Below are 15,406 nucleotides of genomic sequence, written 5' to 3' on the forward strand. Positions count from 1 at the left end.
GGTCTCAGTCCAGTCGTTCGAGGATGGAGTCCAGCTCGTCCGCCGCGAGCGCGACATCGGTGAAGTCGGCCGGCGTGTAGCCGCCGGCGTCGGGTGACAGGCAGTGCGCGATCAGCTCTCTCAGCGCGTCACGCCACAGCGCGCCGACCGCCGCGATCGTCTCCTGCCGGTAGCGTGCGGCGCTGTAGCGGAAGGTCGCCTCGAGCCGGCCGCCGTACACCGACGCGTCGATCTCGATCTCGTACGCCAGCGGGCTGCGCGGGTCGTGGTCGGGGCCGGACGGCTCCGCTGCCACGGAGACGCGCGCGCCGGCGCCGACCACCTGGTCCCACTGCCCCAGGTAGTTGAAGCAGACGCTGGGCGCCGGCAGGCCGCGCAGCCGGTCCGCGATCGCCCCCGTCCCGAGCTCCCGCACCGCGCCGCAGGGGAGGCCGCGCCGCGGGATGCGGCGGAGCTGCTCCTTCACCGCCTTCAGCACGGCGCCCGGCGCCGCGTCCGGCGCGACCTCGAGCAGCACAGGGGTGACGCTCGTGAACCAGCCGACGGTGCGCGACAGGTCGAGGTCCTCGCCGTCGAGCTCCTCGCGCCCGTGGCCCTCGACGTCGATCGCCGCCGCGCCGCCGCCGGTCCATCGCGTGAGGGCCAGCGAGAGCGCCGCCAGCAAGACCTCCTCGATCCGCGTCCGGTACACCTCCGGGACGTCCTCGAGGAGCGCACGCGTCTCCACGTCGCCGAGCCCGATCGCGAGCCTGGCCATGGCCGCCTCGGTCCGCTCGCCCGAGGGATCGTCGGCGACCGGCGAGGCCGCGCGATCCCACGGCAGATCGAGCCAGAACGCCGCCTCGCGCTGGAGCGCCGGGCCCTGCGCGGCGGCCTCCAGGCGCTCGGCCCACCGCTTGTACGAGCTCGTCTTGGCGGGCAGCCGGATCGGCTCGCCTCGCCGCGCCTGCGCGCAGGCGGTCTCCAGATCCTCGAGGAGGATCCGCCACGAGACGCCGTCGACGACGAGGTGATGCGCGATCAGCAGCAGCCGCCCCGCGCGGCGGGGCCCAAGGTCGAGCCCGATCACGCGGAAGAGCGGGCCGTCGGTCAGGCTCAGGCTGGCCTGCCACCGGGCGGCGCGCTCCGCGATGGCCGCCGGCAGCTCCGCGTCGGGCACCGCGGAGAGGTCCTCGCGCAGCGCGATCGGCGCGGGAGCTCCCGGCGCATGCACCTGCCGCCGCCCCGCCCCGTCCTGCGGGAAGCGCAGGCGGAGGGCGTCGTGGTGGTCGAGCAGCGCCGGCGCCGCCGCCTCCACGGCCGCCCAGTCGAGCGGCTCCGGCAGCGCGAGCAGCACGGACTGGTTCCAGTGGTGGGGGTTGGGCAGCGGCTGCGCGAAGAACCAGCGCTGGATCGGCGTGAGCGGCGCCTCGCCGGTCACGCGCCCCTGCTCCGCCGCCGCGCCCGCGGCCGCGCGCCCCGCGACGGGGGCCAGCGCCGCGATGGTCTGGTGCAGGAAGATCTGCCGCGGGGTGATGTGCAGCCCCGCCTCGCGGGCGCGCGCGACGACCTGCAGGCTCAGGATGGAGTCGCCGCCCACCTCGAAGAAGTTGTCGTGGATGCCGACCGTGTCGTGCCCGAGCACGGCGGCCCAGATCTGCGCGAGCTGCTCCTCCACGGCCTCGCGGGGCGCGGCGCGCTCGGCCTCGGCGCGCACCGGCGCCGGGAGCGCGGCGCGGTTCACCTTGCCGTTCGTTGTGCGGGGGAGCGCCGGCAAGAAGACGAAGGCCGACGGCACCATGTAGTCGGGCAACCGCGCCTGCAGGAAGGCGCGCAGCTCGTCCGCCGCCGGGGCCGGATCGGAGGGGACCACGTAGGCGACGAGCCGCTTCACGCCCGGCTCGTCCTCGCGGGCCAGCACGGCGACCTCCCTCGCCGCGGCGTGCTCCGCGAGCCGCGCCTCGATCTCGCCGAGCTCGATGCGGAAGCCGCGCAGCTTGACCTGGTGGTCGACGCGCCCGGCGAACTCGAGCTGGCCGTCGGCCCGCCAGCGGGCGAGGTCGCCGGTGCGGTAGAGCCGATCGCCGGGGCGGCCCGAGAGCGGATCGGGGACGAAGCGCTCCGCGGTCAGGTCGGGGCGCGCCCAGTAGCCGCGCGCGAGCCCCTGGCCTCCCAGGTACAGCTCGCCCACGACGCCCACGGGCGAAGGCTGCCCGGCCGCGTCCAGCACGTAGGCGCGCGCGCCGGCGATCGGCCGGCCGATCGGGACGGCCGTGCCCTCGGCGGCGCCGGCGGCCGTCAGGTCGAAGGCGGTCGCCACGACCGTGGCCTCCGTCGGGCCGTACGTGTTCCACAGGCGCACGCGGCCTGCGACCGCCGCGCTCCAGCCGCTGACGCGCTCGGGCAAGGCCGCCTCGCCGCCGATGATGACAAGCCGCAGGCCGGGCGGCAGCGCCAGGCCGGCGGCGACCTCCGCGGCCACGCGGTGCCAGTACATCGTGGGCAGGTCGAGCACCGTGATGCCCCACGCGCCGCACGCCTCCAGGAAGCGCTCCGCGGACTCCAGCATCGCCTCGGTGCGCAGCACAAGGGCGGCGCCCCGCGTGAGGCAGGGGAAGATCTCCTCGGCGCTCGCGTCGAAGCTCAGCGACGCGAACTGCAGGACGCGGTCGGAGGGCCCGACCTCGTAGAGCGCCGCCGCTGTGTCGACGAACCCGGCGAGCGCGCGGTGGGGGATGACAACGCCCTTGGGCACGCCGGTGGAGCCGGACGTGTACAGGATGTACGCGGCCTGCTCGGGCGCCGGCTCGCCCGGAGGCGGCGTCGCGGGCTCGCCGTCCAGGCATGCCCAGCCGGGCTCGAGGTGGACGAGCTCCAGGCCGGCGGGGAGGCCGTCGGCCGCGTCCCGCCCGCCGATGACGACGCGGATGCCTGCGTCGGCGACCATCACGGCGACGCGCTCGCACGGGGTGTTGGGGTCGATCGGGACGTAGGCGCCGCCGGCCTTGAGCACCCCGAGGACGGCGGCGATCATCTCGGTCGAGCGCGGCAGGCACACGCCCACGCGGACCTCCGGCCCGACGCCGCGGCGCCGCAGGAGGTGCGCGAGCTGGTTGGCGCGCCGATCGAGCTCCCCGTACGCGAGGGCCTGCTGCTCGTGGACGACGGCCACGGCCCCGGGCGCGCGCGCCGCCTGCTCCTCGAACCGCCGGTGCACTGGGCGCGGCGCCCGGTCCGGCGCCGCGGCGCTGCCCCACTCGAGCACGCGCTCCTGCTCCGCCGGCGTGAGCATCGGCAGCTCGGACAGGCGCGCCGCCGGGCGCGCCGCCGCCGCCGTGAGCAGCCGCTCGAGGTGCAGGGCCATCCGCTCGATCGTCGACCGGTCGAACAGGTCCGTGCTGTACTCGAACGAGCCGCTCAGCTCGCCCGACGCCAGCGTCATGTCGAGCGAGAGATCGAACTGAGAGCTCCCGGGATCCACCTCGAGGGGCCGGACCTCGAGGCCGGCGATCGGCGCCGCCTGCGCCGGCGGCTGGTGGAGCGTGAACATGACCTGGAACAGCGGGCTGCGGCCGAGATCCCGGGCCGGGCGCAGCGCCTTCACGAGGTGCTCGAACGGCAGGTCCTGGTGCGCCTGGGCTCCCAGCACCTCCTCGCGGACGCGCGGGAGCAGGTCCGTGAGCCGCGGGTCGCCGGCCAGGTCGGCGCGCAGCACGAGCGTGTTGACGAAGAAGCCGATCAGGTCCTGGACCTCGAGGCGGGCGCGGTTGGCCACCGGCGTCCCGATCCACAGGTCGGTGCGGCCGCTGTACTTCGCCAGCAGCGCCTGGAACACGGCCAGGAGCAGCACGAACGGCGTGACGCCTTGCTGCCGTGCGAGCGCGACGACCTGGGCCGAGAGCTCGGCGGGGAGCGCGAAGGCGTACCTGGCGCCCCGGTAGGACTGCGCCGCGGGCCGCGGCCGGTCGGTGGGGAGCGACAGCGCGGCCGGCTCGCTCCCGAGCCGCTGCAGGAAGTAGGCGAGCTGCTTGTCGAGCGCGGGCCCGTCGAGCCAGTCGCGCTGCCAGCGCGTGTAGTCGCCGTACTGGACAGGGAGCGCCGGGAGCTCCGCGGCCCGGCCCTCCGCGTCGGCGGCGTAGAGCTCCATCACCTCGTCGACAAGGAGGCTCAAGGACCACCCGTCCGACACGATGTGGTGGAGGACGACCAGAAGGGCGTGCTCGCGCTCGTCGAGTCGGAGCAGCGTGATCCGGAACAGCGGCCCCTCGGTCAGGTCGAAGGCGCGGCTGGCCTCCGCCGCGAGCGCGCGGCGCGCCGCTGCCTCGCGATCCTCGGCGGGCACGGCGCGGAGATCCGCGATCGAGAGGGCGACCGGCTGCTCCGGCCGGACGATCATCGCCGGCTGGCCGTCGATCTCCGCGAAGGTCGTGCGCATCGACGCGTGGCGGCGGACCACCGCCTCGAACCCGCGCTTCAGCCGGTCCACGTCGAGCGGGCCGACGAGGCGCACGGCCGCCGGGATGTTGTACGAGGCCGCGGTCGGCTCGAGCTGGGCGAGGAACCACAGGCGCTGCTGGGCGAACGAGAGCGGCGGCGCGCCGTCATCCGGCTGCGCCGTGATCGGCGGCAGCGCCACGCCCTGCTGCCGCCGCACGGCCTCGTCGACGGCGCGGGCGAGCGCGGCGACGGTCGGATGATCGAAGAGCGCCCTGAGCGGCAGCTCCACCTGGAAGGCGGCGCGGACGCGGGAGATCACGCGCGTCGCGAGGAGCGAGTGCCCTCCGATCTCGAAGAAGCTCTCGTCCACGCCGACGGCCTGCTGGCCGAGCACGTCGGCCCAGATCCCCGCGACGGTCTCCTCCGTCGCCGTGCGGGGCCGATCGCCCGCCGCGCGCGCGGCGACCCCCGGCGCGGGCCCGGCCTTCCGGCGCCGCTCGCCGTCCGGCGACAGCGCCGGATCGCCGGCCTGCCGCGCCGCGCGCCACGCCGCGGCGAGCCGCTCCTGTTCCCCGTCCCCGAGGGCCGCGACCTCCAGGAGCCGCGCCTCGGGGCGGCCCGCCATGCGCTCGAGCAGGCCGCACATGTCCGCGGCCATGCGCGTGATGGTCCCCCCGTCGAGGCGCCGCGTGTCGAACGAGAGCGACAGCGCGAGCTCGTCGCCGGGGACGACGGCGACGGTGAGCGGGTAGTTCGTCCAGGCCTCCGCCGTGCTCACCTCGATCCCGAGGGCGCGCCGGTGCTCGTCGACGGCCTCGTCGATCGGGTAGTTCTGGAACACGAGCAGCGACTCGAAGAGCGGCGCGCCGCGCGCCACGTCGCTCCATTGCTGCACCTGCACGAGCGGGCTGTGCTCGTGCTGGCGCAGCTCGAGGTTGAGCTCCTGGATCCCGCGGAGCCACGCGGCGAGCCCCGCCTCCGGGTCGACGCGGAGGCGCAGGGGGAGCGAGTTGATGAACACGCCCATGATGGAGCCGGCCCCGGGCAGGTCGGCGGGGCGGCCGGCCACGGTGACGCCGAAGAGCACGTCCGGCGCGCCGCTCTCGCGGGCCAGGAGCAGCGCCCACGCGGCCTGCACCGCCGTGTTGAGCGTCACCCCCTGCGCCTGCGCGAGGCCCTGGAGCGCCCTCGTCGCGCCGGCAGTGAGCCGCGCGCGGTGCTCGCGGAACCCGGGCGCCGCGGCGTCGGCCCGCTCGACATGGCCCGCCGGCAGCGGGGTCGGCGCCGTCAGCCCCCTCAGGTGAGCCCGGAAGAAGGCCTCGGCGGCCGCCATGTCCTGCCGCTCGAGCCACGCGACATAGCGCTTGTAGGGCGGCGCTTCCTCCCGCACGCGGAGCGCGCCGCGGCGCGCCTCGTCGTAGCAGGTCAGCCACTCCTCGAGGATCAGCCCCTGACACCAGCCGTCGAGCAGCGCGTGGTGGACGCTCCAGACGATCTGGTCGACGCGCTCCGAGAGGCGCAGCACCGAGACGCGCATGAGCGGCGGCTCCTCGAAGCGCAGGCCCCGCCGGCGATCGTCCCGGAGGAAGCGCTCGAGCGCCGCCGCCTGCTCGGCCTCCGGGACCTCGCGCCAGTCGAGGACCTCGAGGGGCAGGCGCGCGGCGCGCCGCACGACCTGGTGCGGCTCCTCGACGCCGGTGATGAAGCCCGTCCGCAGGATGGCGTGGCGCGCGCCGAGGACCTCGAAGGCCCGCGAGAAGGCCTCGACGTCCAGGCCCTGCGTGAACCGGCAGACGATCTGGTTGAAGTACGGGCTGTCCTCCGGCGTGAGGAGCGAGTGGAAGAGCATGCCCTGCTGCACCGGGGACGCGGGGACCACGTCCTCGATGCCGTCGTCGGCCTGCAGCAGGGCGTCGAGCTGCGCCCGCTCCAGCCGGGCGAGGCTGAACGGCGCGATCTCGACGGGCGGGGCGGGCGGCAGGGGCGCGACCTGCGCCGCGGCGAGATCGCCCGCGAGCGCGGCGATCGTGCGGCGCGTGAAGATCTGCTTGGGCGTCAGCCGCAGCCCGCGCTGGGCGGCGCGCGCGATGATCTGCAGCGTGACGATGGAGTCCCCGCCGAGCTCGAAGAAGTCGTCCTCGACCCCGACCTGCTCGCGGCGCAGCACCTCGGCCCAGATCTCCGCGAGGAAGCGCTCCGGCTCGGTCCGCGGCGCGACGTGGGGGCGATGGGCCGGCGCCTCGAGCTGCTCGGGGGCGGGCAGGGCGCGCCGGTCGACCTTGCCGTTGGGCGACAGCGGCAGCCGCTCGAGCACGAGGATCGGCGCGGGCACCATGTAGGCCGGGAGGGCCTCGGCGAGCCAGCTGCGGAGCGACTTCGGATCGAGCGCCGCGCCGTCGCGGCCGGCGACGTAGGCGACGAGGCGCTTTCCGCCGTGGGCCTCGTCGCGGGCGAGGACGACGGCCTCGCCGACGCCGGGGTGCTGGAGCAGGCGCGCCTCGATCTCGCCGAGCTCGATGCGCAGGCCGCGGATCTTGACCTGGTGATCGAGGCGGCCGAGGAACTCGATGGCTCCGTCGGGCCTGTGGCGCGCGAGATCGCCTGTCCTGTACAGCCGCCCTCCGGGGGCGGAGCCGAACGGATCGGGCACGAAGCGCTCCGCTGTCAGGTCGGGCCGCCGGTGATAACCGCGGGCGAGGCCGACGCCGCCGATGTGGAGCTCGCCGGCGACGCCGGCGGGCACGGGCTGGCCATGGCGGTCGAGCAGGTAAATCTGCGTGTTGGCGATGGGGTACCCGATGGGCACCGAGGCGGAGGTGTCCTCTCGCTGGCAGGCCCAGAAGGTGACGTCGATGGACGCCTCGGTGGGCCCGTAGAGGTTGTGGATCTCGGCGTCCGGCAGCCGCTCGAAGCACCGCCGCGCGAGCTCCGCCGGCAGCGCCTCGCCGCTGCAGATGACCCGGCGCAGCGACCGGCACGAGGCCACGTCGGGCGTCTCCAGGAAGGCCTGGAGCATGGGCGGGACGAAGTGCAGCGTGGTGACGCCGCTGCGCGTGATCAGCTCGACGAGCCGCTCGCCGTCGCGGTGATCGCCGGGCTTCGCGACGACGAGGCCGGCGCCGATCATCAAGGGCCAGAAGAACTCCCAGACCGAGACATCGAAGCTGAAGGGCGTCTTCTGCAACACCCGATCTTGCGGGGTGAGGCCGTAGCGCTCCTGCATCCATTGCAGGCGGTTGAGCAGGCCACGGTGGCTGTTGCCGGCGCCCTTGGGCCTGCCGGTCGAGCCCGAGGTGTAGATGGTGTAAGCGAGGTTGTCCGGCGAGACGGCCACGGCGGGATTGGTGGCCGGCTCCTTGTCGATCTTGGCGCGATCCGCGTCCAGGCACAGCACCTGAGCGCGGTGGGGCGGCAGGCGCGAGGCCACGGGCCACTGGCTCAGCAGGACCGGCGCGGCCGCGTCCTCGAGCATGTAGGCGATACGATCGGCCGGGTAATCGGGATCGATGGGCACATAAGCCCCGCCGGCCTTCAGGATGCCGAGCAGCCCGACGACCAGCTCGACGGAGCGCTCTGCCGCGATGGCGACGAGCACGTCCGGCCCCACGCCGCGCTTCCTGAGCGCGTGGGCGACCCGGTTGGCGCGCGCGTTGAGCTCTCGATAGCTGAGCCGCCGCTCACCGAAGATCACGGCGACCCCGTCGGGCGTCCGCGCCGCCTGCGCCTCGAAGAGCTCGTGGACGTGCCGCTCGCCCGGATACGCGCGCTCGGTCGCGTTCCATTCCGTCACGACGCGCCTCGACTCCAGCTCGCCGACGAGCGACAGCTCGCCGACCCGCGCCTCGGGGAGGCTGACGATCTGCCGGAGCGCCACCTCCACGAGGCCGAGGAGGCGCGAGGCGACCTCCTCGTCGAACCGCCGCCGATCGTAGGACAGGCGCAGCTGGAGCTGAGCCCCCGGCAGGGCGGCCAGGGTGAGCGGGTAGTTCGTCTGGTCCGCGAACGCGACGTCGCGGACCGCGAGCCCGGGCAACCCCTGCTGGGTCCGGGGATCGGTGGGATAGTTCTCGAAGACGACGAGGCTCTCGAAGAGCGGTTGTCCCGCCGGCACGGCGCTGAAGCTCCGCGCCTGGGCCAGCGGCGTGTGCTCGTGCGGGCCGAGATCGGTGGTCGTCCTCAGGAGATCGCGCAGCCAGTCGGCGACGGTCGCCGCCTGCGGCACCGCCACGCGCAGCGGCAGCGTGTTGATGAAGATCCCGACCATGGCGTCGATCCCGGCGAGCGGGGCCGACCGCCCTGCCACCGTGACGCCGAAGACAACGTCGTCGGTGCGGGCAGCTCGGCTGAGCAGGAGCGCCCAGGCGGCCTGGACCAGCGTGCTCAGCGTCACGCGGTGCTGCTGCGCGAAGCGCTGGAGGCGCGCCGTGACCGGCTCCGGCAGCGACACGATCGTCGCCCCGTGGCCGCTCGCCTCGTCGGCCTCCGGGACGCGCTCCAGGGGGAGCGGCGTCGCCGCGCTGAAGCCTGCGAGCGCGCCCCGCCAGAACCCCTCGTCGGCGCTCGCGTCCCGCTCGCGCAGCCAGCCGATGTACTCGCGGTAACGCGGGCGAGGCGACAGCGCGGCCGGCCGGCCGGCGCGCAGGGCCTCGTACGCGGCGAAGGCGTCCTGCAAGACGAGGGACGCCGCCCACCCGTCGAGGAGGAGGTGATGGTGGCTCCAGAGGAACTGGTAGGCCTCGTCGGCCACGCGCAGGAGCGCGACGCGCATCAGCGGGCCCCGGGCGAGATCGAAGCCCCTCGCGCGATCCGCTTCGATCCGGGCCTCCAGGCGCGCCCGCTGCGCCTCGGCTCCGACGTTACGCGCGTCGCGCCAGTCCTCGATCTCGACCGCCACCGCCGCCCCGCGCCGCACGACCTGGAGCGGCTCGTCGGCGCCTTCCCACGCGAAGGTCGTGCGCAGGACGCCGTGGTGCAGGGCCACGGCCTGCCAGGCCTCGCGGAACGCGCCGACGTCGAGCGCCCCCTCCAGCCTGCACGTCACCTGCTCGACGTAGACGCCGGAGCCGGGCTCCCACAGGCTATGGAACAGCAGCCCTTGCTGGAGCGGGCTCAGGGGATAGACGTCCTCGACGTCGTGGCCAGGCCCCAGCAGGCGGTCCAGCCTGGCCTGATCGAGCCGCGCGAGGGGGAAGTCCGAGGGGCTATAGGCGCCGGCGTCGGGGGCGGCGCCGCGCGCCACGAGGGCGCGCAGCCGCGCCGCGAAGTCCTCGAAGAGGCGCGCCACCGTCTCGGGCCGGTAGCGGGCGCCGCTGGTGCTCCACATCACCCGGAGGCGCCCGCCGACGATGGCCGCGTCGACCTCCAGCTCGTAGCCCCGCGGCGCCCGCGGATCCTGGCTGCGCCCCACGTCGCCTTCCGCGTGCGCGAACAGCGGGCTCGACGCGAAGAGATCGTCCCAGCGCCCGAGGTAGTTGAAGCGCACCTGCGCCGCGGCGCGCTCCCGGAGCGGCGCCGCCTGCGCGTCCTCGCTCAGGTACCGGAGCATCCCGTACGTGGCGCCGCCCTGCGGGGCCGCGCGGAGCTGCTCCTTCAGCGCCTTGAGCGCCTGCTCGGGCGCCGCGCCGGCCGGGATCTCCAGCCGGACGGGGAAGATGCTCGTGAACCACCCCACCGTGCGGGAGAGATCCAGGTCGTCGAGCGCGTCGCGCCCGTGCCCCTCCAGATCGAGGAGCACCGCCGGATCGCCCGTCCACTGCGCGAGCGCTCCCGCGAACGCCGCGAGCAGCACCTCGTCCACGCGGAGCCGGTACGCAGGCGCGGTCTGAAGCAGCGCGCGCGTCTCCTCGGCGTCGAGGAACCGGGTCAGCGAGACGGTGTCCGCTTCGAGGGACGCGCCGGCCGGATCGTCGGCGGGCAGCGCCCGCGCGGGGCGGCTCGCGGCGAGCCACGCCTCCGCCTGTCGGGTCACCTCCTCGGACTGGGCCTGCGTGAACAGGCGCCAGGCCCATTCACCGAACGAGACGATCTCCTCGGGGAGCCGGATCGCTTCGCCGCGCGCGTGCTGCTGGCAGGCGGTCTGGAGATCCTCGATCAGGATCCGCCAGGAGACCGCGTCGATCACGAGGTGATGGGCGACGAGGAGGAGCCGGCCGGGGCGCTCCGGGCCCAGATCGAACAGCACAGCGCAGAGGACCGGCCCGTCGGCCAGGTGGAGGCGCGCCTGGTGCTCCGCCGCGGCGCGGGCCAGCGCCGCGGGTTGCGCCTCGGCGGGCAGGTCCGAGAGATCGACGCGCGCGACCGCCGCGGGCGGCGAGTCCGCGAAGTACTGGCTCCACCCGCCCTCCTCGCGCGTGAACCGCAGCCGGAGCGCGCCGTGATGCTCGACCGCCGCCTCGATCGCGGCCGTGAGCGCCTCGACGGAGATCCGCTGCCGCAGCTCGAGCAGCACCGTCTGGTTCCAGTGGTGCGGGTTCGGCGCGCCGAGCTCTAAGAACCAGCGCTGGACGGGCGTGAGCGGCGCGTCGCCGGGGAGCGGCGTCGCGGGCCGCGCGTCCGCGGCCTGCCCCGAGCCCGACGCCGCGACGGCGGCCAGACCGGCGACTGTCTGGTGCTGGAAGACCTGCCGGGGCGTGAGCGAGAGGCCCGCGGCCCGCGCGCGCGAGACGACCTGGAGCGCGAGGATAGAGTCGCCGCCCAGCTCGAAGAAGTTCTCCTGGACCCCGACGGCCTGCTTTCCGAGGAGCTCCGCCCAGATCCCCGCGAGCGTCGCTTCGGCCTCCGTGCGCGGCGTCGTGGCCTGGCTGCTCGCCTCGATCGGCGCCGGCAGCGCGCGCCTGTCGATCTTGCCGCGCGGCGTGCGGGGCAGGTCCTTCAGCGCCACGAGCGCCGAGGGCGCCATGTAGTCCGGCAGCCGCTCCTTGAGCGCGCGCCGGAGCTCTTCCGGCGCCACGTCCGCGCCGGCCGTGACGTACGCCACGAGCCGCCGCTCCTCCGGCCGGTCCTGCCGCGCGATCACGACCGCCTCGCGCACCCCGGGCAGCTCGGCGAGGCGCGCCTCGACCTCCCCGGGGTCGATCCGGAAGCCGCGCAGGCTCACCTGGTGATCCATGCGGCCGGCGAGCTCGAGCTGCCCGTCGGCCCGCCACCGCGCCCGGTCCCCGGTCCGGTAGAGCCGCTCTCCCGGCTGATCCGCGAACGGATCGGGGGCGAAGCGCTCCGCTGTCAGCTCCGGGCGCTCCCAGTACCCGCGCGCGATCCCCTGGCCTCCGAGGTACAGCTCTCCGACGACGCCGGCCGGCACCGGCTGACCGGTGGGGTCGAGCACGTGGGCTCGCACGCCCGCGAGCGGCCGCCCGACGGCGACCGCCCACCCATCGCGCGGATCCGCGGCCGTCAGATCACACGCCGCCGCCGTCGCCGTGATCTCGGCCGCGCCGTACGCGTTCAGCAACCGGACCCGCGCGGCCCCCGGCGACGCGCGGAAAGCGCGCACGCGCGCGGGCAAGGCCGCCTCGCCGGTGATGACGACCTGCCGGAGGCCCGACGGGAGCGTCAGGCCCTCGTCGAGCCCCGCGACGACGCGGTGCCAGCACAGGGTCGGCAGCACCGCCACGGTCACGCCCGACGCGCCGCACGCCGCGAGGAGCCCGGCTGCGGACTCGAGCGCGGCCGCCGTGGGCAGCACGAGCGTCGCGCCCCGCGCGAGGCACGCGAAGATCTCCACAGCGCCGGCGTCGAGGCTCGGCGACGCGAGCTCCAGCACCCGGTCGTCCTGCGAGATCTCGTAGGCCGCCCCCGCGGCATCGGCGAAGCCCGCGATCGCCCGGTGCGGCACCACGACCGCCGCGCCGGAGGTCGCGCGCACGCACGCCGCCTGCTCGGGCGCCGGCTCGCCGGCCGGCGGCGTGGAGGGCTCGTGGAGCACGCACGTCCAGGCCGCGTCGAGGCGGACCACGTCGACGCCGGGGGGCGGCTCGACCGCCGCGTCGCCCTGCGCGATCACCACGCGGATCCCGGCGCCGCCGATCGCCTCGGCGATCCGCTCCCGGGGGAGCTCGGGGTCGAGCTGAACGAAGGCGCCGCCCGCCTTCAGCGCGCCGAGCACGGCGGCGATCCTCCCGATCGAGCGCGGCAGGCAGATGCCCACGCGGACCTCCGGCCCCACCCCGCGCCGCCGGAGGAGCTGCGCCAGCTGGTTGGCCCTCCGATCGAGCTCGCCGTACGTGATCTGCTGCGCCTCGTGGACGACGGCCGTCGCCCCGGGCGCCCGCGCGGCCTGCTCCTCGAATCTCCGATGCGCAGCGTGTGCAGCCTGCGCGCCGCGCGGCGCCCGCGAGGTCTCGCCGAGCGCCCCCGCCGTGCCCCACTCGAGCACCTGCCGTCGCTCTTCGGTCGCGAGCAGCGGCAGCTCCGACAGGCGCGTCGCGGAGCTCGCCGCCGCGCCTGCGAGCAGGCGCAGCAGCTCATCGGCCATCCGCGTGATCGTGTCCGCGTCGAACAGGTCCGTGTCGTATTCGAGGGCGCCTGCCAGCCCGTCCTCGTCGGGCGCGAGGTTGAGCGAGAGATCGAACTGGGCGCCGCCCACATCGAGATCGAGCAGGCGCACCTCGAGGCCCGGTATCGCGAGGGGCTGCCGCAGCGCTGGCTGCAGCGCGAACATCACCTGGCAGAGCGGCGCGTGGCTCAGGTCCCGGACCGGGCTCACGGCCTCCACCACCTGATCGAACGGCACCTCCTGGTGCGCCTGCGCCTCGCGCACGGCCCCCGTGACCCGGGCGAGCAGCGCCGCGAACGGCGGATCCCCGGAGAGGTCGGCGCGGACGACGGCGGTGTTGGCGAAGCAGCCGACAAGCCCTTCCAGCTCGGCCCGGCTCCGGTTCGTCACCGGCGTTCCCACGCTGATATCGAATGTCCCCGCGCGGCGGGCGAGGAGGGCCTGGAACCCCGCCATCAGCACCGCGAACAGGGTCGTCTCCTCGCGCCGCGCGAGGGCGCCGAGCGCCGCGGTGAGCGCGCCCGGCACGCGGAAGAAGCGCCGCGCCCCCCGGAAGCGCTGGATCGCGGGCCGCGGCCGATCCGCGGGCAGCTCCAGCAGCCCGGGCTGCCCTTCAAGCTGCTTTCTCCAATAGGCCACCTGGGCCTCGAGCAGCCCGCCTTCCACGCGCTCGCGCTGCCAGTGCGCGAAGTCCGCGTACTGCAGCGGCAGGTCGCCGAGCGGGGCGGGCCGGCCCGCGGAGAACGCCGTGTACAGCGCGGCGAACTCCGCGAGGACGAGGCTCGTGGACCACCCGTCGAAGACGAGGTGGTGCACGACCCAGAGGAGGATGTGTTCTTCCGATCCGAGCCGCAGGAGCGTGAGCCGGAGGAGCGGGCCGCTCGCCGTGTCGAACGGCCGCCGCGCCTCGCGCTCGATCAGGCGCCGGACCTCGGCGTCCCGCTGCGCCGCGGGCAGGGCGCCGAGGTCGATCCGCTCGATCCGCGGCGCCCCGTCGGCATGGACGATCTGCGAGGGCTGGCCGTCGACGACGTCGAACGTCGTGCGCAGGACCTCGTGCCGGCGCACGATCTCGGAGACGCACCGCTCCACCAGGGAGACGTCGAGCGACCCGGCGAGCCGCACGGCGGTGGCCAGGTTGTAAGAGGCGCTCTCCGGCTCGAGCTGGGCGAGAAACCACAGCCGCTCCTGGACGAAGCTCATCGGAAAAACGAAGACATCCTCACGCATGAAAGAACCTCAGGAGGCTTTGGCCCGGTACGGCTCGGCCATGGCTACAAGGACCTTGCGCGGGCCGCGGAAGGGCGCGCGCCCGTGGGCGACCAGCATGTTGTCCGCGAGGAGCACGTCCCCCTCTTGCCAGGCGAACTCCACGGCGAGCTGCCTGTACACCTCGCGGATCTCGTCGAGCGCGGCGCCCTCGATGGGCGATCCGTCTCCGTACATGGCGTTGCGGGGCAGGTCTTCCTCGGCGAAGATCGAGAGGAGCGCCTCCCGCGCGGCCGGGTCCAGGTTGGAGACGTGGAACAGGTGAGCCTGGTTGAACCACACCTGTTCTCCGGTGCGCGGGTGGGTGGCCACGGCCTGGCACACCTGGCGTGTGCGCAGCTCGCCGTCGGCCTTCCACTCGCACTCGATGCGCGCTGCCCGGCAGAAGCGCTCGACCTCGGCCCGGTCGTCCGTGCCGAAGACCTTCTGCCACGGCAGGTCCAGGCCATTGCCGTAGTTGCGGACGTACATCACCTTCTTCGCCGCGAACCGCTCCCGTATCCGGGGAGGGATGCGCCGGAAGACCTCGCGGCTGTCCGCGATCGGGGTGCTCCCCCCCTCGGGCGCGGCCTGCGCGCAGTGAAACCAGATCTTGAGCGGCCAATCGAGCGTGTACGACTGCTCGTTGTGAAGGGGGATGTGCTGGTGAGCGGGGTACTCCGTCGACGTGTAGATCCGGTCCTGCACGTGGGAGCGCGGCGTCGACCCGAACGTGTAATCGAGGAGCTCCGGCGTCACGAGCCGGACGAAGGCGTGGAAGTCGGCGATCGACTGGATCGGGAAGCCGCGGAACAGCACCGCTCCGTGCCGGGTCAGCTCCTCTTCCGCGCACGCCCGGATGGCCGCGCCGAGCGCGGGCGCGCCCGCCGCGTCGCCGCGGCCGAGCGGGCCCACGACGAGCGGCAGGGCGTTGCCCGGGAAGGACGATCGCGACAGGCCTGCCGCCTCGCTCCGCGCCGCGCCCTCGGGCGCCTCGCGCTGTGGCAGAGCGCTCGAGGCGGTCACGACGGCCGGCCCTCCTCCATCTGCTTGCGCAGGCTGAGCGGCCGCATGTCGGTCCAGACCTCCTTGATGTGCTCGAGGCACTCGGCCTTCGTGCCTGTCTTGCCCGCGTCGCGCCAGCCGAGGGGGTTATCGCGGTACTCGGGCCATATCGAGTACTGCTCCTCGTGGTTCACGACGACTTTGTAAATTGTGTTGTCTTCGCGTTCATCGTTGGCCATGGAC

Annotated in this window: 3 protein-coding genes; all 3 read right to left on the reverse strand. The window is 74.5% G+C overall.

Annotated features, from left to right (window positions below; translation table 11 throughout):
- Positions 1 to 4: 4 nt before the first annotated feature.
- Genes WMF45_RS45565 through WMF45_RS45575 form a run of 3 tightly spaced genes read right to left on the reverse strand, consistent with a single transcriptional unit; the run spans position 5 to position 15,402 of the window.
- Entirely contained in the window at positions 5 to 14,140 is a 14,136-nt protein-coding gene (locus tag WMF45_RS45565) for a non-ribosomal peptide synthase/polyketide synthase (protein ID WP_437713071.1), read from the reverse strand.
- A 9-nt stretch (positions 14,141 to 14,149) separates the two neighbouring features.
- Complete coding sequence (locus WMF45_RS45570) at positions 14,150 to 15,184, reverse strand: TauD/TfdA family dioxygenase (protein WP_437713072.1); 1,035 nt, start codon at positions 15,182 to 15,184, stop codon at positions 14,150 to 14,152.
- Positions 15,181 to 15,402, reverse strand: a complete 222-nt coding sequence (locus WMF45_RS45575) for an MbtH family protein (RefSeq protein ID WP_437713073.1) — start codon at positions 15,400 to 15,402, stop codon at positions 15,181 to 15,183. The genes WMF45_RS45570 and WMF45_RS45575 overlap by 4 nt, the downstream gene beginning before the upstream one ends.
- Between the last annotated feature and the right edge of the window lie 4 nt (positions 15,403 to 15,406).

Origin of the sequence: Sorangium sp. So ce448 (assembly GCF_051520915.1) — a bacterium.
GTDB classification, from domain to species: Bacteria; Myxococcota_A; Polyangia; order Polyangiales; family Polyangiaceae; genus Sorangium; species Sorangium cellulosum_B.

Coding starts and splice junctions, on each gene's coding strand:
- WMF45_RS45575 (WP_437713073.1), bottom strand. CDS start 15,402: ATGGCCAACGATGAACGCGAAGACAACACAATTTACAAAGTCGTCGTG.
- WMF45_RS45565 (WP_437713071.1), bottom strand. CDS start 14,140: ATGCGTGAGGATGTCTTCGTTTTTCCGATGAGCTTCGTCCAGGAGCGG.